Source organism: Curtobacterium sp. Curtsp22 (assembly GCF_059492135.1).
Map to the genome: position 1 here is coordinate 1,380,760 of NZ_CP168519.1, position 18,536 is coordinate 1,399,295.

Annotated in this window: 14 protein-coding genes; 4 read left to right on the top strand and 10 right to left on the bottom strand. The window is 71.6% G+C overall.

The genetic code is table 11. The features are described from left to right. Window positions 1-2 precede the first annotated feature (2 nt). Genes ACEN8D_RS06510 through ACEN8D_RS06525 form a run of 4 tightly spaced genes read left to right on the top strand, consistent with a single transcriptional unit; the run spans window position 3 to window position 4,342 of the window. A complete protein-coding gene (locus tag ACEN8D_RS06510) occupies window positions 3-1,049 on the top strand; it encodes a carbohydrate ABC transporter permease (RefSeq protein ID WP_495601206.1) in 1,047 nt (348 codons plus the stop codon). Continuing rightward, window positions 1,049-1,942, top strand: coding sequence for a carbohydrate ABC transporter permease (locus ACEN8D_RS06515; protein WP_071295012.1), 894 nt, complete (start codon window positions 1,049-1,051; stop codon window positions 1,940-1,942). Before ACEN8D_RS06510 ends, ACEN8D_RS06515 begins: the two co-directional genes overlap by 1 nt. Before the next feature lie 7 nt (window positions 1,943-1,949). Then, window positions 1,950-3,254 (top strand): 6-phospho-beta-glucosidase, encoded by a 1,305-nt coding sequence (locus ACEN8D_RS06520; protein WP_413399863.1) that lies wholly within the window; start codon window positions 1,950-1,952, stop codon window positions 3,252-3,254. Further along, the gene (locus ACEN8D_RS06525; RefSeq protein WP_495601207.1) at window positions 3,242-4,342 is read left to right on the top strand and encodes an N-acetylglucosamine kinase; all 1,101 of its coding nucleotides are present in this window, start codon (window positions 3,242-3,244) and stop codon (window positions 4,340-4,342) included. The genes ACEN8D_RS06520 and ACEN8D_RS06525 overlap by 13 nt, the downstream gene beginning before the upstream one ends. 382 nt (window positions 4,343-4,724) lie before the next feature. On the opposite strand, the gene gap is transcribed toward ACEN8D_RS06525, so the two are convergent. From gap to ligA, 10 genes are all read right to left on the bottom strand, one after another. Then, on the bottom strand, window positions 4,725-5,729 hold the full coding sequence (gene gap, locus ACEN8D_RS06530; RefSeq protein ID WP_413461820.1) for a type I glyceraldehyde-3-phosphate dehydrogenase: 1,005 nt from the start codon (window positions 5,727-5,729) through the stop codon (window positions 4,725-4,727). 108 nt (window positions 5,730-5,837) lie between these two features. Beyond that, window positions 5,838-6,788: a GlxA family transcriptional regulator gene (locus ACEN8D_RS06535; RefSeq protein ID WP_413398335.1), complete on the bottom strand. Its 951-nt coding sequence runs from the start codon at window positions 6,786-6,788 to the stop codon at window positions 5,838-5,840. 28 nt (window positions 6,789-6,816) lie between these two features. Beyond that, window positions 6,817-7,539, bottom strand: a complete 723-nt coding sequence (locus ACEN8D_RS06540) for a methyltransferase domain-containing protein (RefSeq protein ID WP_083295014.1) — start codon at window positions 7,537-7,539, stop codon at window positions 6,817-6,819. Beyond that, complete coding sequence (locus tag ACEN8D_RS06545; protein WP_413398334.1) at window positions 7,536-8,726, bottom strand: type III polyketide synthase; 1,191 nt, start codon at window positions 8,724-8,726, stop codon at window positions 7,536-7,538. Before ACEN8D_RS06545 ends, ACEN8D_RS06540 begins: the two co-directional genes overlap by 4 nt. 97 nt (window positions 8,727-8,823) lie before the next feature. Continuing rightward, window positions 8,824-10,329, bottom strand: a complete 1,506-nt coding sequence (gene gatB / locus ACEN8D_RS06550) for an Asp-tRNA(Asn)/Glu-tRNA(Gln) amidotransferase subunit GatB (RefSeq protein ID WP_071295008.1) — start codon at window positions 10,327-10,329, stop codon at window positions 8,824-8,826. Further along, window positions 10,329-11,873 carry an Asp-tRNA(Asn)/Glu-tRNA(Gln) amidotransferase subunit GatA gene (gene gatA / locus ACEN8D_RS06555; protein WP_070416659.1) on the bottom strand — a complete coding sequence of 515 codons (1,545 nt, stop codon included), beginning with the start codon at window positions 11,871-11,873 and terminating at the stop codon, window positions 10,329-10,331. Before gatA ends, gatB begins: the two co-directional genes overlap by 1 nt. After that, window positions 11,870-12,169, bottom strand: a complete 300-nt coding sequence (gene gatC, locus ACEN8D_RS06560; protein WP_070416660.1) for an Asp-tRNA(Asn)/Glu-tRNA(Gln) amidotransferase subunit GatC — start codon at window positions 12,167-12,169, stop codon at window positions 11,870-11,872. Before gatC ends, gatA begins: the two co-directional genes overlap by 4 nt. Window positions 12,170-12,217: 48 nt before the next feature. Beyond that, window positions 12,218-14,503 (bottom strand): transglycosylase domain-containing protein, encoded by a 2,286-nt coding sequence (locus ACEN8D_RS06565; RefSeq protein WP_413398333.1) that lies wholly within the window; start codon window positions 14,501-14,503, stop codon window positions 12,218-12,220. Window positions 14,504-14,588: 85 nt separating this feature from the next. Beyond that, the gene (locus ACEN8D_RS06570) at window positions 14,589-15,803 is read right to left on the bottom strand and encodes an alpha/beta hydrolase (protein ID WP_309888265.1); all 1,215 of its coding nucleotides are present in this window, start codon (window positions 15,801-15,803) and stop codon (window positions 14,589-14,591) included. A 362-nt stretch (window positions 15,804-16,165) separates the two neighbouring features. Continuing rightward, window positions 16,166-18,508 (bottom strand): NAD-dependent DNA ligase LigA, encoded by a 2,343-nt coding sequence (ligA, locus tag ACEN8D_RS06575; RefSeq protein ID WP_413398332.1) that lies wholly within the window; start codon window positions 18,506-18,508, stop codon window positions 16,166-16,168. Window positions 18,509-18,536: the final 28 nt, after the last annotated feature.

An 18,536-nucleotide genomic window follows, 5' to 3' on the forward strand; every position in this document is an offset into this window, starting at 1 on the left:
CCATGACCGACGTCACCACCCCTGAGACCGGCAGCCTGGAGGCGCGGCCCACCCGCGCCTCCCGGCCGCCGGCCAGCGCCGGGTCGCGTTCGACGGCCCCCGGGAGCCGGCCACGTCGGCGCCGCTCCGCCGAGTCCCGCCGTCGCCTGGTCGCGCTGACGATGCTCGCCCCGGCCCTGGCGGGCCTCGTGATCTTCTTCGCGTACCCGCTCGTCGCGTCGATCTTCTACTCGTTCACGCGCTACAACCAGCTGCAGGAACCCGAGTTCGTCGGGCTGCTGAACTACCGGTTCCTCTTCACCCAGGACCCGCAGATCGGCCCCGCGGTCGTGAACACGCTGTGGTTCGTGGTCATCCTCGTGCCGGTCCGGATCGTCTGCGGGCTGCTCGTGGCGGGACTGCTCAGCCGCGCGAAGACGGCGACCGGGTTCTGGCGGACGCTGTTCTACCTGCCCGCCCTGGTGCCTCCCGTCGCGAGCGTCGTCGCGTTCGTCTTCCTGTTCAACCCCGGCACCGGCCCCGTGAACCAGGTCCTGCGGGTGTTCGGCATCGACGGCCCGCTGTGGTTCAACGACCCCGCGTGGTCGAAGCCCTCGCTCGTGATCATGGGCGTCTGGGTGATGGGCGACATCATGATCATCTTCCTGGCGTCGCTCCTCGACGTGCCGCGCGACCTGTACGAGGCCGCGTCGCTCGACGGGGCGAACGGCGTCCAGCAGGTGCGGCACATCACGCTGCCGACGATCGCGCCGGTCATCGGGTTCGCCGCCGTCACGGGGGTGATCGCGGCCCTGCAGTACTTCACCGAGGCCGCCGTCGCGTCGGGCGTCGCCAGCGGCAAGGCCACGATCGGCGGAGGCACCGCGGCGCAGCTCGGCTACCCGGGCACCTCGCTGCTCACCTACACCGAGCTGCTCTACCAGCACGGGTTCGCGAACTTCCAGTTCGGCTACGCGTCCGCGATGGCCGTGGTGCTGTTCGTGGTCACCGCCGTGGTGCTCGTCCTCACGATGCGCCGCATCTCCGTCTTCCGACCAGAGGAGTCCTGATGACCGCCGTGTCCCAGTCCCCGCTCGCCCGGGCTCCCCGCGGTGCGGCGTCCGGCTCCGCCCGCGGTCCGCGCCGCAGCCTGCTGGTCTGGATCGCCGAGCACGCCGCACTCGTCGCGCTCGGCGTCCTGACCATCGCGCCGATCGTGTTCGTCATCCTGACGTCGCTGATGTCGAGCAACCAGGCACTCACCGCGTCGATCGTGCCGCGCCCGTTCGACTTCTCGAACTACGGCCGGGTGTTCACCGAACTGCCGCTCGTGCAGTGGTTCGGCAACTCGTCGATGTACGCCGTGCTCGCCACCGCGTTCATGCTCGTCAGCTCGGTCCCGGCGGCGTACGCGCTCGCCCAGATCAAGTTCCGTGGCGCGAACCTGATCTTCACCGTGATCATCGTCGCGATGCTCCTGCCCCCGCAGGTCACCGCGGTGCCGGTCTACGTGATGTGGTCCGAGCTGCACCTCACCGGCACGCTCTGGCCGCTCATCCTGCCGAACCTGCTCGGCGACGCGTTCAGCATCTTCCTGCTCCGTCAGTTCTTCATGACGATCCCGAAGGAGTACGGGGACGCCGCTCGCATGGACGGATGCAGCGAGTGGGGCGTGCTGTGGCGCGTGGTCGTCCCCATGGCCCGCCCGGGCATCGCGTCGGCGGCGATCTTCATGTTCTTCCACTCGTGGAACGACTACTACGGCCCGCTCCTGTACGCCTCCGAGAACCAGGCCGCCTGGCCGGTGGCGTACGGGTTGGCCACGTTCCGCGGCCAACACGGCACCGACTGGTCGATGACGATGGCGATGACCGTCGTCGTCATGGTGCCCGTCGTCATCATCTTCTTCTTCGCACAGAAGGCATTCGTCGAGGGCATCGCGCTCACCGGCGTGAAGGGATAGCACCACAGTGAAACTCGCAGTCATCGGTGGCGGATCCACCTACACCCCCGAACTCGTGGACGGCTTCGCCCGGCTCCGCGACCAGCTGCCCATCGACGAGCTGTGGCTCGTCGACCCCGATCCCGTCCGGCGCGAACTCGTCGGCGGTGTCGCGAAGCGGATGTTCGCCCACGCCGGCCACCCGGGCACGATCCACGTCACGGACGACGTCGTCGCCGGGGTCTCGGACGCCGACGCCGTCATGTTCCAGCTCCGGATCGGCGGGCAGGCCGCCCGGCACCAGGACGAGACCTGGCCGCACGAGGCCTGCTGCATCGGGCAGGAGACCACCGGGCCCGGCGGGTTCGCGAAGGCGCTCCGCACCGTGCCGGTCGTGCTCGAGTACGCGTCGCTCGTCAAGCGGTACGCCAAGCCGGACGCGTGGATCGTCGACTTCACGAACCCGGTGGGCATCGTCACCCGTGCACTGCTCGAAGCGGGGCACCGGGCCGTCGGGCTCTGCAACGTGGCGATCGGGTTCCAGCGGCGCTTCGCGAAGGAGTTCGACGTCGCTCCGTCGGCCGTCCGGCTCGACCACGTCGGTCTGAACCACCTGACGTGGGAGCGCGGCGTCCACGTGACGGACGGCTCCGGCGAGCGCGACGTCCTGTCCGACCTGCTCCGTGCCGACACCGGTGCCCTCGACCGGATGGCGGAGAGCGTGCACATGCCGGCCGACCTCATCCGGCTGCAGCACGCCGTGCCCTCGTACTACCTGCGCTACTTCTACAGCCACGACGTCGTGCTCGAGGAACAGCTGCACGCGCCCACCCGTGCCGAGGCCGTCATGGAGACCGAGCGGGCCCTGCTCGCGAAGTACGCGGACGAGTCCGTCGTGACGAAGCCCGCCGAGCTCGAGCAGCGGGGCGGCGCCTACTACTCCGAGGCGGCGATCGACGTGCTCTCCTCGATCCTCGGCGACCGCGGTGATGTGCAGGTCCTCAACGTGCGCAACGACGGCACGTTCCCGTTCCTCCCCGACGACCACGTGATCGAGGTCCCGGCCCGGGTCACCCGCGCGGCGATCACACCGTTGCCCGTCGCGCCGCTCGACGCCGACATGGTCGGACTCGTGTCGCACGTCGCCGGGTACGAACGCCTCGCCCTCGCCGCCGCCGTGCACGGAGGCCGCGACCGCGTGCTCCGCGCGATGTGGGCGCACCCGCTCGTCGGGCAGGTCGACAAGGCCGAACGGCTCACCGACCTGCTCCTGGCCGCGAACGCGGAGCACCTGCCGTGGACGCGATCGGAGCAGCTGACGTGGGCGGGCTGAACGGAGCCGGAGCGTCCGGGGGCGGCGTCGGCACCGCCCGAGCGACCCGTCCGCCCGCACCCGTCCCGCCGGCGCCGAGCGACGTCGTCCTGGCCGTCGACGGTGGCGGCAGCAAGACGGACGTCGTCGCGATCGCACTCGACGGTTCGATCGTCGGGCACGCACGGGGCCCCGGCTCGAACCCGCAGACCCGCGGGTGGGACGTCGCCGGGCCGATCCTCGACGACGTCCGGGCGCGGGTCGTCGGCGACCTCGGCGACCGTCGGATCCGGACGACGCACGTGTACCTGGCCGGGCTCGACCTGCACGACGAACTCGTCGCGGCGACCGGGGCGCTCGCGCACTGGGAGGCCGACGGCGGCGCGCCGCACGTCCTCGACAACGACCTGTTCGCACTGCTGCGGGCGGGGACCCTGTCGCCGGACGCCGCCGCGGTCGTCTGCGGCACGGGCATCAACGCGCTCGCGGTCCGGGCCGACGGCACCACCGCACGGTTCCCCGCCATCGGGGACGTCTCCGGCGACTGGGGCGGCGGCGCGTACCTCGGCAACCGTGCGCTGTGGCACGCAGCCCGTGCCGACGACGGTCGCGGACCGGCGACGGCCCTGGTCACGGCCGTCCCGGCGGCACTGGGTCTCCGCAGCGTCCGCGAGGTGACCGAGGCCATCCACTTCGGCCGCCTCGACCAGCGGGTGTTCAACCGGCTGTGCCCGGTGCTGTTCGAGGTCGCCGGCATGGGCGACGCCGTGGCCGTCGGCGTCGTCGCGCGGCAGGCCGAGGAGATCGTCCTGCTCGCTGCGGTCGCGCTCGAGCGTCTCGGTCTGGGTGGCTCGGCTGCGAGCCCGGTGCCCGTGGTCCTCGGCGGCGGGGTGCTCGCGGCACGGGATCCCCTGCTCGTCGAGGGCGTCGTCGACGGCCTCGCTGCCCGGGTGCCCGGAGCGGTGCCGACGTGGGTGACCGATCCTCCCGTGCTCGGGGCGGGGTTGGCGGCGCTGGAGTCCGTCGGGGCCGACGACGCCGCGCTCGACCGCTACCGGCAGGCCGTGCGCTCCCGCGCCTTCGCGAGCACCACGGCGCTGATCCGCTGACGCGCCGCGGCGCGCGAGCGGGCGCCCGCGCGCCGCGCCGCGCGCCTGCGCGGCCGCCGCGCCCGCGCCCGCGAAAGCGGCAGTGTGCCGCACGACGATCGCGGCACACTGTCGCTCCAGCGGCAGCACCATCGCGCGCACCCTGTGCGCTGTCGCTTCCGCGGCACGACCCACACCGCCCCTGGAACGCACCCACGGCCGGACGGGAGGCGCGGTACCAGCCCGCACCGCGCCTCCCGTCCGACCGTGCTCGCGCCCACCCCGTGGTCGCGCGCCCCGAGACTCGGCCGGGCGGACGAGATGCGGGCCGCCGGGCCGCGAAACTGTCCGCCGCGCCGAGACTCGGCGAGACCGCCGCGCCGCGCGCGCGCGCCGCGCCGCGCTACGCGCGCGCCAGCAGCCCCAGCATGTCGACCACCCGGTTCGAGAACCCCCACTCGTTGTCGTACCAGGCGACCACCTTCACGTGCCGCCCCTCGTCGACACGGGTGAGCAGCGAGTCGAACACGCTCGACTCCGGCCGCCCCGTGATGTCCGTCGACACGAGCGGGTCCGCCGTGAACGCCAGCACCCCCGCGAGCGGCCCGGCGGCGGCGGCACGGTAGGCCTCGTTGACCTCCTCGACGGTGACGTCCCGCGACACCACGGTGTTCAGCTCGACGATCGACCCCACCGGCACCGGCACCCGGATCGCGTCACCCGACAGCTTGCCGTCGAGCCGCGGCAGCACGAGCCCGATGGCCTTGGCCGCTCCGGTCGACGTCGGCACGATGTTCACCCCGGCGGCACGCGCCCGACGCAGGTCGCGGTGCGGACCGTCCTGCAGGTTCTGCTCCTGCGTGTAGGCGTGCACGGTCGTCATGAACCCGTGCTCGATGCCCGCGAGGTCGTCGAGCACCGACGCCAGCGGCGCGAGCGCGTTCGTCGTGCACGAGGCGTTCGAGACGACGGTGTGCACCGCCGGGTCGTACACGTCGGAGTTCACGCCGTACGCGATGGTGGCGTCCGCGCCGGTGGCGGGCGCGCTGATGAGGACGCGGCGGGCTCCCGCGGTGAGGTGTCCCGCCGCTGCGTCGCGCACGGTGAACCGGCCGGTCGACTCGAGCACGACCTCGACGCCGAGGTCGCCCCACGGGAGCTCCGCCGGCTCGCGCGACGCGAGGACGCGGATGCGCTGTCCGTCGATGACGAGGGTGTCCCCGTCGACCTCGACGGTCCCGGCGAACGGGCCGAGCGCGGAGTCGTACCGGAACAGGTGGGCGAGCGTCTCGGGTGCGGTGAGGTCGTTGACGGCGACGACCTCGAGGTCGTCGCCTCCCCGTGCGAGGAGCGCGCGGAGGGTGTTGCGGCCGATGCGGCCGAAGCCGTTGATCGCGATGCGGGTCATGTGGACTTCCTTTCGTTCCGCGGTCCATGCTCACGGCCCGGGAGGCGCGGCTCCAGTGGCTGGGAAGCCAGCGTTCGAAAGGATGTCGCCACCACTGCGGCGACGCGGTCAGTCCTGGAAGGTCCGCCGGTACTCGGTCGGCGAGGTCCCGAGGATCCGACGGAAGTGCGTCCGCAGGTTGGCGTCCGACCCGAGCCCCGCCCGCTCGGCGACCTGGTCGACGGCGAGGTCCGAGCGCTCGAGCAGCTCCCGTGCGAGGTCGACCCGAGCGCGGAGCACCCACTGCATCGGCGTGTACCCGGTGTCCTCGACGAAGCGCCGCGAGAACGTCCGAGGCGAGACCGTCGCGTTCCGGGCGAGGACCTCGAGCGTCAGCGGGTCGGCGAGGTGTCGGAGCGCCCACTCCCGCGTCTCGGCGAAGACGTCCCCGAGTGGCTCGGGCATGCTCCGCGGGACGTACTGCGCCTGCCCGCCGCTCCGGTACGGGGCACTCACGAGGCGCCGTGCGACGTGGTTCGACAGCCCGACCCCGTGGTCCTGCCGGACGATGTGCAGGCACAGGTCGATCCCGCTCGCCGCGCCCGCACTCGTCAGGACCGACCCGGCGTCGACGAACAGCACGTCCTCGTCCACGTCGACCTCGGGGTACCGGTCGCGGAGCACCCGCGTGTAGTGCCAGTGCGTGGTCGCACGGCGGCCGTCGAGCAGTCCCGCGGCGGCCAGGGCGAACGCCCCGGTGGAGATCGCCGCGATCCGGACGCCCCGCTCGTGCGCCTGCCCGAGCGCCGCCACCACGTCGGCCGGGGGTGGCGTGTCCGCGGGGAACCGGTACCCGGGCACGAAGACCGTCTCGGCCCACCCGAGGGCGTCCAGCCCGTGGTCGACCGCGTACGCGAGGCCGTCTCCCCCGGCGATGCGACCCACGCGGGGGCCGCACACCCGGACCTCGTACGGCATGCTCGGGCGGTTCGAGAAGACCTGCGCCGGGATCCCGACGTCGAGCGGCTTGGCCCCGTCGAGCACGAGGACCGCGACGCGGTGCAGGTGGGGCGTGGCCATGCAGCGACGCTAGCGCCCTCCGGGGACGTCAGGCGTCGCGGATCGCGAGGACCCGGTGCGGTGCCGCCCGCTCCGCCCGCCACCCGGAGGGCAGGACGTCCTGGAGTTCCGGCAGCGTGAAGCTCCGCCGGATCGAGCGCAACCCGTCGACCCGCACGAAGGTGCCGGCCGCGACCAGCGTCGAACCGACCGCGTACGCCCGGTAGGCCGAGCGCGACCGCCGGATGTCCGAGTGCAGGCTGCGGCTCGTCGCCAGCTGTTCGGAGTCCGCGAGGAACCCGCGCCGTTCCTCGTCGCCGAGGTGGTGCAGCACGTGGTTCGACACGACGACGTCGAACCGCTCCCCCGCGGCGATGAGCTCGGCGCTCGACTGCTGCCGGAAGGTGACACCGCGCGGGGTGGACCGGGTCGCCGCGTCGATCGCCCGCGCGTCCGGGTCGGCCCCGACGACCTCGACGTCGAACCCGTCGGCAGCGGCCCACCGGACGAGCGCCCGCGCGAGGTCGCCGCCGCCGCACCCGAGGTCGAGCACGCGTCCCCGCCCGTTCGCGGGGAGCGCCGGCGCGACGTGCGTCCGCCACGCGGAGCGCCAGCCGCTCACGAGTGCGTTCACCACGGCGAAGCGCCGGAACGTCCGAGCGAGCGCGCGCGGGTCGCAGTCCGGGTCGTCCATGAGTTCGTGGAGGTCCAGTGCGCGCGTGGTCAGGTCGACGGCCGGGAGGCGCGGATCGATCCCCTCGGTGCGGCTCACGAGACGCCCGTGGTCGCCGTCTCGACCGCATGGTCGCGGGCTGCTGCCGTCGCCGCCTCGACCGGTTCGTCCTGCTCGCGGGCCGGGATCGACGGTCGCGTGCTGCCGACGGCGGTGAGTCGGGCGGCCTCGACCGTCAGGCCCGGTCCGAACGCGAGCGCGATGACGGGGGCACCGTCGTCGATGCCGTCGTCGAGCACCTGGCGGAGCACGAAGAGCACGGTGGCACTCGAGACGTTCCCGTGGTCGCGGAGGACGCCGCGGCTCGCCGCGAGGGCGGCGTCCGGCAGCCCGAGGGCGACCTGCGTCCGGTCGAGGATCGCGCGACCGCCCGGGTGCACGGCCCAGGTCGGAACGTCGACGGCGGCGGAGCCCACGGCGGACAGCAGCGGTGCGACGGCCTCGGCGACCGTGGCACCGACGAGCTTCGGGACGGCCGTGCTGAGCACCATCTCGAAGCCCTCGTCGCCGATGTTCCACGCCATCTCGGACGCACCCTCGGGCACGACCGTCGTCGCGAAGTCGTCCAGGCGGAGTCCGGCGCCGTCGGCGGTGACCACGGCCGCCGCCGCACCGTCCCCGAAGACGCTGTTGGCGACGATCTGGTCCGGGTCGTCGCTCGCCCGGACGTGCAGCGTGCAGAGCTCGGCGCAGACGACGAGCACCACGGCGGACGGCACGGACTCGGCGAACGCCGCAGCGATGCGGAGCGCCGGGAACGCCGCGCAGCACCCCATGAACCCGATGTGCTGACGGAAGACCGTGCGCGGGATGCCGAGTTCGGTGACGACGTCGAGGTCGGGGCCGGGCTGGGTGAACCCGGTGCACGAGACGGTCACCACGTGGGTGATCGACTCGGGTGTCACGTCCGAGCGATCCACGGCGTCGCGGGCGGCCGCCACGAACAGGGCCGGGGCGAGCTCACGGTACCGGTCGTTCCGGGTGCCGGTCGACGGGGACCGCAGCACGCCCTGGTCGTCGCGGAAGACGCCGGACGGCCGCGTGCTGTCGAGTTCCTCGAGCACCGTGTGCCGGTGCTCCACGGCGGAGGCGTCGAACGCGGCGGGGACGAGCCGCCTGCCGAGCCGGCCCAGCTCGGGCTGCGACGCGAAGAGGTCGCGCACCGCAGCCTGCTCGAGTGTCGTCTCGGGGACGGCGGTACCGATGGCGCGGATCGTTGCGGACACGACTCATCCTGTCACCGGGTCGCTGACGCGTCCCCAGGATCGACGGGAGGCGCGGTGCCAGCCGGCACCGCGCCTTCCGTCCGTGCCCTGAACTCGTCTACGACTGCTGCGCGCGCTCCAGCACCAGCTCGCGGACGCGGGCGGCGTCCGCCTGGCCCTGCATGGCCTTCATGACGGCGCCGATGATGGCGCCGGCGGCCTGGACCTTGCCGTCCTTGATCTTGGCGAGGACGTCGGGCTGTGCGGCGAGCGCCTGGTCGACCGCGGCGGTGAGCGCCGAGTCGTCCGACACGACCTTGAGCCCACGCGACTCGACGACCTGCGACGGCGACCCTTCGCCAGCGATGACGCCTTCGAGGACCTGGCGTGCCAGGCGGTCGGTCAGGTCACCGGACTCGACGAGGGCGATGAGCTCGGCGACGTGCTGCGGCGAGACGAGGTCACCGGGGGCGGCGTCCCGCGTGTTCGCGACACGGCTGATCTCACCCGTCCACCACTTGCGGGCGGCCTGCGGTGCGGCACCGGCGGCGACGGTCCCCTCGAGCTCGTCGAGCAGCCCGCCGTTCACGACGTCCTGGAACTCGAGGTCGGTGAAGCCCCAGTCGCCCTTGAGCCGACGGCGACGTGCCACCGGGGCCTCGGGCAGGGAGGCGCGGAGCTCCTCGATCACGGCCGGGTCCGGCACGACCGGGAGCAGGTCGGGCTCCGGGAAGTAGCGGTAGTCGTCGGCGTCGGACTTCGGACGGCCGGCCGAGGTGCGACCGGTGTCCTCGTGCCAGTGCCGGGTCTCCTGCGTGATCGACCCACCGGCGGCGAGGATCGCGGCCTGACGCTGGATCTCGTAGCGGATGGCCCGCTCGACGGCCCGGAACGAGTTGACGTTCTTCGTCTCCGTGCGCGTGCCGAGCTTCTCCTGCCCGCGGGGACGCAGCGAGATGTTCGCGTCGCAGCGGAGGTTACCGCGTTCCATGCGGGCCTCGGAGACGCCGAGCGCCCGGACGAGGTCACGGATGACCTGCACGTACGCCGCGCCGAGCTCGGGTGCGCGCTCCTCGGCACCGAAGATCGGCTTCGTGACGATCTCGACGAGCGGGACCCCGGCGCGGTTGTAGTCGACGAGCGAGTACTCGGCACCCTGGATGCGGCCCGTGGCACCGCCGACGTGCGTCAGCTTGCCGGCGTCCTCTTCCATGTGGGCGCGCTCGATCGGCACGGTGAAGATGGTGCCGTCGGCGAGCTCGACCTCGACCTCGCCCTCGTACGCGATCGGCTCGTCGTACTGCGAGATCTGGTAGTTCTTCGGGTTGTCCGGGTAGTAGTAGTTCTTCCGGGCGAACCGCGAGGACTCGGCGATCGAGCAGCCGAGCGCGAGCCCGAGCTGGATCGAGTACCGCACGGCCTGCGCGTTGACGACCGGCAGCGACCCGGGGAGCCCGAGGTCGACCGGCGTCACGTTCGTGTTCGGCTCGCCGCCGAAGAAGTTCGGCGCGTCCGAGAACATCTTGGTCTTCGTCGCGAGCTCGACGTGGACCTCGAAGCCGAGGACCGGCTCGTACAGCCGGAGTGCCTCGTCGAAGTCCATCAGCGCGTCCTTCTGCGCCATCAGATCACACCTTCCTGCGCAGCGGACTGCTGACTCTGGTCGAGGTCCGGGATGCTGTCGATGAGCGGGCGGCCCCACTGCTGCTCGAGCAGGCGTTCGAGGGCGGCGCCGTACCGGTAGAGCCGGGCGTCCTCGCGCTGCGGTGCCATGAGCTGCACGCCCGTGGGCAGCGAGTCCTCGGGAGCGAGGCCGTTCGGGATGCTCATGCCCGGGACGCCGGCGAGGTTCGCCGGGATCGTCGTCAGGTCGTTGAGGTACATCGCCAGCGGGTCGTCGATGCGCTCACCGATCGGGAACGCGGTCGTCGGGGCCGACGGGCTGACCAGCAGGTCGACCTGCTCGAACGCGGCCTGGAAGTCACGCTGCACGAGGGTGCGGACCTTCTGCGCCGACCCGTAGTAGGCGTCGTAGTAGCCGGCGCTCAGCGCGTACGTGCCGAGGATGATGCGGCGCTTCACCTCGGGACCGAAACCGGCCTCGCGCGTGGCGGCCATGACGTCCTCGACGGTGGCGCCGTTCTCGGGCGTCACGCGGAGCCCGAAGCGCACGGAGTCGAACTTCGCGAGGTTCGACGACGCCTCGGCCGGGAGGATCAGGTAGTACGCGCTGATCGCGTAGGCGAACGACGGGGCGTCGATCTCGACGACGACGGCACCGGCCGACTCGAGCAGGGCGACGGTCTCGTGGAAGCGCTGGGTGACGCCCGCCTGGAAGCCCTCGCCACCGGCGAGCTCCTTCACCACGCCGACGCGCAGGCCGCGCAGCGTGTCCGCCTGCAGGCCCTCGCGCGCAGCGGCCGCCATGGACGGCCAGGCGTCGGGGATGCTCGTGGAGTCACGCGGGTCGTGCCCGCCGATGACGTCGTGCAGCAGCGCGGCGTCGAGGACGGTGCGCGACACCGGGCCGACCTGGTCGAGGCTGGAGGCCAGGGCGATCGCGCCGTAGCGGCTCACCCCGCCGTAGGTCGGCTTCACGCCGACGGTTCCGGTGACGGCACCCGGCTGACGGATCGAGCCGCCGGTGTCCGAGCCGAGGGCGAGCGGTGCCTCGTGCGCGGCGACCGCGGCGGCCGAACCGCCGCCGGAGCCACCGGGGATGCGGTCGAGGTCCCACGGGTTGTGCGTCGGGCCGTACGCCGAGAACTCGGTCGTCGAGCCCATGGCGAACTCGTCCATGTTCGTCTTGCCGAGCGGCACGAGGCCGGCGGCACGGAGCTTCGCGACCGGGGTGGCGTCGTACGGCGGCACCCAGCCTTCGAGGATCTTCGAGCCGGACGTCGTGGGCATATCCTGTGTGCACAGGACGTCCTTGATCGCGATCGGCACGCCGGCGAGCGGACCGAGGTCGTCACCGGCGGCACGGCGGGAGTCGATCGACTTCGCCGCGGCGATCGCGTTCTGGTTGACGTGCAGGAAGGCGTGGACGTCGCCGTCCACGGCCTGGATGCGGTCGAGGTGCGCCTGGGTGGCCTCGACGCTCGAGACGTCGCGCGCCACGAGGGCGTCGGCGAGCGCCGCGGCGCTCAGCTTCGTGATGTCGGTCACTGCTCTTCTCCCAGGATGGCCGTCACGCGGAACCGTTCGCCGTCGGAGTCGGGTGCGCCCGAGAGCGCCTGCTCCTGCGTGAGGGTCGGACCGACCACGTCGGGTCGGGTGACGTTGCCGAGCGGCACGGGGTGGCTGGTCGCCGGGACGTCCGGGGTGGCGACCTCGGTGACCTTGGCGACGCTGTCGACGATGTGCGACAGCTCCCCCGTGAGCTTCTCGATCTCTTCGGGCGTGAGTGCGATACGTGCGAGGTTCGCCAGGTGGGCGACCTGCTCGCTCGTGATGTCAGGCATGGTGCTCCGTCGATCGGTTCGTGGATTGCGCACCAGTCTATTGGTGCCTCAGTGGCCCTTCTGCTTCCCCTGCGGCTTCTGTGGAGACTGCTGTGCCGGCTGCTGCGCTCCCGTCTGCTGACCCTGCTGCTGGTCCTGCTGCTGCGTCGCTGCCGCGTCACCCTGGGACGCGCCCGACGATCCGCTCGACGACGTGTGGCTGGTCTGACCGATCATCGCCGGGTCCGCAGCCGGCAGCGTGCCACCGCCGACGGTCTGGTCGAGGTACGACATCATCGACTTGCCGACGCCGAACTTCGCGCTGTACCCGGTGGTCCCCTGCAGGAACGGCCAGTTCGCCAGGCTCACGTTGCCCTGGACGTTGCCGATCCAGGTCGCGTTCGTGTACTTCGTGCTCGACGCGACGAGCCAGTTCTGCACGTCACCGTCGGTGGTGCCGGTCTTCGCGAACTTCGGGGTGCTGTCGCCGGGGTTGGCGCTCGCGGCCGTGCCGGACCCGGTGAGGACGCCCTGCAACGCGTAGTCGACCGTCCCGGCCACGTCGGCAGCGACACCCTGCGTGCAGGACGACGGCGTCGGGGTGATCTTCGTACCGTCCGACTCGGTGACGGAGTCGATGGCGGTCGGCGTGCAGACGACGCCGCCGTTCGCGAAGCCCGCGTAGGCCTCGGCGAGGTCGATCGGGGACAGGTTGTTCACGCCGAGGATCGACGACGGGGTCTGTCCGAGCGAGCCGCCGGCCGCCGGGTGGATGCCCATCGACTGGGCGAGCTGCGCGATCTTGCACAGGTCGAGCTGCTTGCCCATCGCGGCGTAGGCGGTGTTGATCGACTCCGACGTCGCGGCCTGCACGGTCATCGACGACGGCACGTTCTCGGCGTTCGACACCGGCCAGGTCCCGCCGCTGACGTTCTGGCAGGTGTTCGTGAACTCCGAGTTCTGGAACGTGTGCTCGGTCGTCGACACGGACTGCGAGAGCGTGTGCCCGGTGGCGAGCCACTCTGCGAGCGTGAACACCTTGTACGTCGAGCCGGTCTGGAACCCGCCCGAGTTGCCGTACCCGCTGTCGGCGCTGTAGTTCACCGCGGTCGACCCGGCCGTCGAGGTGTCGCCCTGGGTGTACTGCGTGTTCTGCACCATCGAGAGGATCCGGCCGGTTCCCGGCTCCACGGTGACGTTCGATCCGCCGACGTCGACGCCGGCCATCGTCGACGGGACGTAGGTCGACAGCGCGGTCTGCGCCTGGGACTGCAGGTCGAGGTCGAGCGAGGTGTGTATCTCGAGGCCCTTGGTGTCGAGCGTCGCGATGCGCTCGGCGGCCGTCTTGCCGAACGCCGGGTCCTGCAGCACCTGGTCGCGCACGTAGTCGCAGAAGTAGCCGGCGTCGTACCCGGTCGCGGCCGACGAGCAGCCGTTGGCGGTGGCGGTGATCTTCGGCGTGACCGGTGTCGCCTTCGCCTGCTCGAGCTGCGCCTTCGTGATGTCGTGGTGAACGTACATGCGCTGCAGCACGTAGTCGCGGCGTTCCTTGGTGGCGGCGTAGCCGTTCTTCGCGCCGTTGTCGGCGTTCGACGGCTGGTCGATGCGAAGGTTCGACGGGTTGTTGAGGATCGCGACGAGGGTGGCCGACTGGACGAGCGAGAGGTCCTTCGCGTGCACGCCGAAGTAGTACTCGGCACCGGCCTCGGCGCCGTACACGCGGCCGCCGAGCCCGACGAGGTTCAGGTACCCGGTGAGGATCTGGTCCTTCGAGTACTTCTTGTTCACGGCGATCGCGTACCGCATCTCCTGGAGCTTGCGCTGCGGGGTCACCCCGGCGGCGTCCTCGTAGCACGCGGCGACCTTCTTCTCGGTGTCCGCGGCGTCCTTGCCCGTGAGCTCCTCGCACTGCTGCACGAGGACGTTCTTCACGTACTGCTGGGTGATGCTCGACCCGCCCTGCACGTCACCGCCGACGACCGTCGCCGCCGCACCACGGAGCGTGCCGACGACGTCGATGCCGCCCTCGTCGTAGAAGCGGGGGTCCTCGGTGTCGATCGCCGCCTGCTTGAGCGTCTTCGCCATCGCCCCGGACGCCACGGTCGTGCGGTTCTCGGCGTAGAACGAGGCGATCTTGACCTGCTGTCCGCCCTTCTCCGCATAGACGGAGGAGACCTGCTGCGGCGTCTGGATGTCGAGGTAGCTCGGCAGGTCCTCGAAGAAGGACACCGCCCCGGACGTGCTCTCGCCCGCGACGGCGACCCCCGGCGTGACGGCCACGGCGACGAGCATGCCGGCCAGCGCCGACATCGCGACGAACGTCAGGAGAGCACCAGGCCATCGCACCACACGCATGCAGGGCACCGTACGGTCACGATCTGGACTGGTTCTGCCGTGGAACGAGTCCAGGCTGCACCGCTGCTCAGGTAGCCACCCAGGATCAGTCGCGGGGCTGGAGGTCCTGCGGTCGGACGAGGTACATGTCCGGCGACGCCTGCGGCAGCCCGTCGCCACCGCGCTCACCGCGCCGGACCTGCTCGCGGACGAGGTCCCCGCGGCCGACGGCGATGAGCGCGACGTCGTGCAGCGACGCCGTCCCCGGCTTGAGGTAGTCGTTGTGCCCGACCGGTCGGCGGAACACCTCGCCGGCCTCCTGCACGTCGACGCCGCCGGTCAGGTCGAGCACGGTCGAGCCGAACCCCGCGGAGCCGGGATCGGTGCCGAAGTACCCGGAGCCGGCGATCGGGTCGCTGTGCGCGTCGCCGACGAACACCTGCCCGGCGCTGACGGCCAGGTCGGCCGAGGTGCGCACGTCGCTCCCCGGGGAGCCCAGGACCGTCAGGGTGTCCGCGCTCATCTCCCCGGAGGCCAGCGCCATGAGCGCCGCGGTCGACCCGTACGAGTGAGCGACGATGTTCACGCGCGGCTCGTCGCCGTCGCGGATCTCCCGGAGCCCGCCGACCGTCCGGGCGAGGCGCTCCCCGCCCGTCTTGGCCATGCCGAGCGACATGATGTTCGACAGGTCCGGCGTGCGGTAGCCCATCCACGCCACGACGGCGACGCCGTTCCCCGAGCCGGGCGCCGCCAGACCCGCCACGGTCGCCTGCTCGGTGTAGAGGTCGTTCGCGGTGTTCGTGAAGTCGGCCATCTGGCCGGTCACGGTGAAGAACATGCCGGGGACGACGACCGTGACGTCGGCGGCGGTGTCCAGGTCCCCGACGGCGATGGCCGCGCGCCCGGCTCCCCGCGTGTCGAGCGTGATGAGGTACCGGTCCGGTGCACCGACCTCGTGCACGAGCGCGTCGCGGACCTGGCCGAGCATCGCGGTCACGGCGGCCGCGGCCGAGTGGTCGGCGAGACCCGTGGCGAGGACCGCCCGGTTCGCACGGTCGCGGACCGCGTAGGGCACGCCCTCGAGGTTCCCGACGACGGACGGCGCGAGGGTCGTCAGCGTGTCGCGCTCGTCGTCCGAGAGTCCGGACCACCAGGCGGTGACCTCGGCGGCGGTCGGCGGGTCGTCCTCGGCGGTCGCGAGCACGTGACGGTCCTGACCGGCACGGAGGAGGTCCGCGCCGCTGAGCGACGACAGGTCGGTGAGGAACGCCCGCCCGTGCTCGACGGTGACCCCACCCGACGCGGACGACGGCCCGGACACGGACACTGACGCGGTCAGGTGTACCCCGGTCAGGACCGGTGCGGCTCCTGAGGTCCCCTCAGGGACCTGTGCGGAAGCATGCGCGACGGCCGCGGAGTGGGTGGCGGGCGCGACTGGGGCCTCGACCACTCCGAGCGAGTGCATCGAGGCGGTGAGCAGAGCCGCGGCGATGAGCAGCAATCGGGTCTCCCCCGGGAAGGCCGTCCCGTCGTCCCCCTGCAGACGACGGGTGATGCTCTAGCGAGTGTAAGGAGAATAGCCTTCCCGACGATGTGCGCGCTGCAACTTGTCCCCCGAACTGGGTGCACACTCAGGCGCGCCGTACCTCGCAGACCGAGGCCGGACGTGCTCCTGAGTCGGACTCAGCCCTCGGGCTCGTCCCCGGCAGCGTCGCCGAGCGCCGACGGCCCCTCGGTCACCAGCAGGCGGAACTGCTCGGCGTCGATGATCCGGACCCCGAGCTGTTCGGCCTTCGTGAGCTTCGAACCGGCACCGGGACCGGCCGCGACGAAGTCCGTCTTCTTGCTCACGCTCGAGGCCGCCTTGCCGCCCGCGGCGATGATCGCCTCCTGCGCGCCCTCGCGGCTGTACCCCTCGAGGGAGCCGGTCGCCACGACGGTCAGCCCGCTGAGCACGCCGCCTTCCTCGTCCGCGGCGCCCGGTCCGGGGTGCCCGGGAGTGGTGAACTGCACGCCCGCCGCCGTCCAGCGGTCGATGATGTCGCGGTGCCAGTCGACCTCGAACCAGTCGAGCAGGGCGTCGGCGATGATCCCGCCGACACCGTCCACCGCGGCGAGTTCCTCGCGCGAGGCGGCCCGGATCGCGTCGAGCGACCCGAAGTGGTTCGCGAGCGCGCGGGCTGCCACCGGCCCGACGTGCCGGATGCTCAGGCCGACCATGATCCGCCAGAGCGGCTTCGTCTTCGCGGCGTCGATGTTCGCGAGCATCTCGAACGCGTTCTTCGACGGGTACCGGCTCGGTTCGCCCGTGTAATCCGCTCCCCGTGCGTCGGGGTCGAACGGCGGGTCGGTCTTCTTGCGCGCCCGACTGAACGGCGTCACCCGCTTCGGCGCACCGTCGTCGGTGGTCTTCTCCATGCCGGTCTCGGCGTCACGGACGATGACCTCGATCGGGACGATGTCCTCCATCGTCAGGTCGAATAGGCCGGCCTCGGTCTCGAGCGGGGGCTGCTCGGGGTGGAGCGGCTGCGTCAGGGCCGCGGCAGCGACCTCGCCCAGCCCCTCGATGTCGAGCGAGCCACGGGAGGCGATGTGCTCGACCCGGCCGCGCACCTGCGCCGGGCAGCTCTTCGCGTTCGGGCAGCGGAGGTCGATGTCGCCTTCCTTCGCGGGGGCGAGGGGCGTGCCGCACTCGGGGCAGTTCGTCGGCATGACGAACTCGCGCTCGGTGCCGTCGCGGAGTTCGACGACCGGACCGAGCACCTCGGGGATGACGTCGCCGGCCTTCCGGAGCACGACGGTGTCCCCGATGAGGACGCCCTTCGCCTTGACGACCTGCTGGTTGTGCAGGGTCGCCTGGCGCACGACCGACCCGGCGACCTCGGCCGGGGCCATCACCGCGAAGGGCGTGGCGCGACCGGTCCGACCAACGCTGACGACCACGTCGAGGAGCGTCGTGTGGACCTCTTCCGGCGGGTACTTGTACGCGATCGCCCATCGCGGGGCGCGCGACGTCGACCCGAGTTCCTCGTGCAGGGCGAGGTCGTCGACCTTGATCACGATGCCGTCGATCTGGTGCTCGACCGAGGCCCGTCGCTCGCCGTAGTCCTTGACGAAGGCCAGCACCTCGTCGATGGAGTCGAAGACCCGGTAGTGCGAACTCGTCGGCAGGCCCCACGTCTGCAGGAGCTCGTACACCTCGGACTGCGCGCGGACGTCGGTGTCCCGTTCGAGTTCGCGGACGGGCCACGCACCGATGCCGTGCACGAGCATGCGCAGCCGACGGAGCCGGTCCACCATGAGCTCGCGCTTCGCCTCGGACTTGCCCTCTTCCTTCTGGCGGAGGGATCCGGCTGCCGCGTTGCGCGGGTTCGCGAAGACCCGCTCCCCCGCGTCGCGCTGCTTGGCGTTCAGTTCGTCGAACTGCTCGACCGGGAAGAAGATCTCGCCACGGACCTCGACGAGGGGCGGGTGCCCGGAACCGGACAGGCGGTCCGGGATCGTGCCCATCGTGCGGACGTTGCCGGTGACGTCCTCGCCGACGACGCCGTCACCGCGCGTCGCCGCCGACACGAGCCGACCGTTCTCGTAGCGGAGGTTGATCGCGAGCCCGTCGATCTTCAGCTCGGTGAGGAACCGGACGCGCTCGGCACCGGCATCGCGCTGCACCTTGACCGCCCAGTCGACGAGTTCGTCCGGGCTGAAGACGTTGTCGAGGCTGAGCATCCGCTCGGCGTGCTCGACCGGCGCGAACTGGATCGTCTGAACCTGCGCGCCGACGGTCTGCGTCGGGCTGTCCTCGGTGACGAGCTCGGGGAAGCGCTGCTCGATGGCGTCGAGACGTCGGGCCATGACGTCGTAGTCCGCGTCGGTGACCGTCGATCCGTTCTCGCCGAAGTAGTAGGCGCTGCGCAGCTCGGTGATCAGCGCCCGGAGCCGGTCGACCTCACGCTGCGCCTGCGCCGCGTCGAGTGCGGCGGGGTCGATCGTCTCGAACGTCGAGTCCGCGGGCGTCGTGTCGCTCATGCCCTCAGTTCTACCGGCAACCACCGAC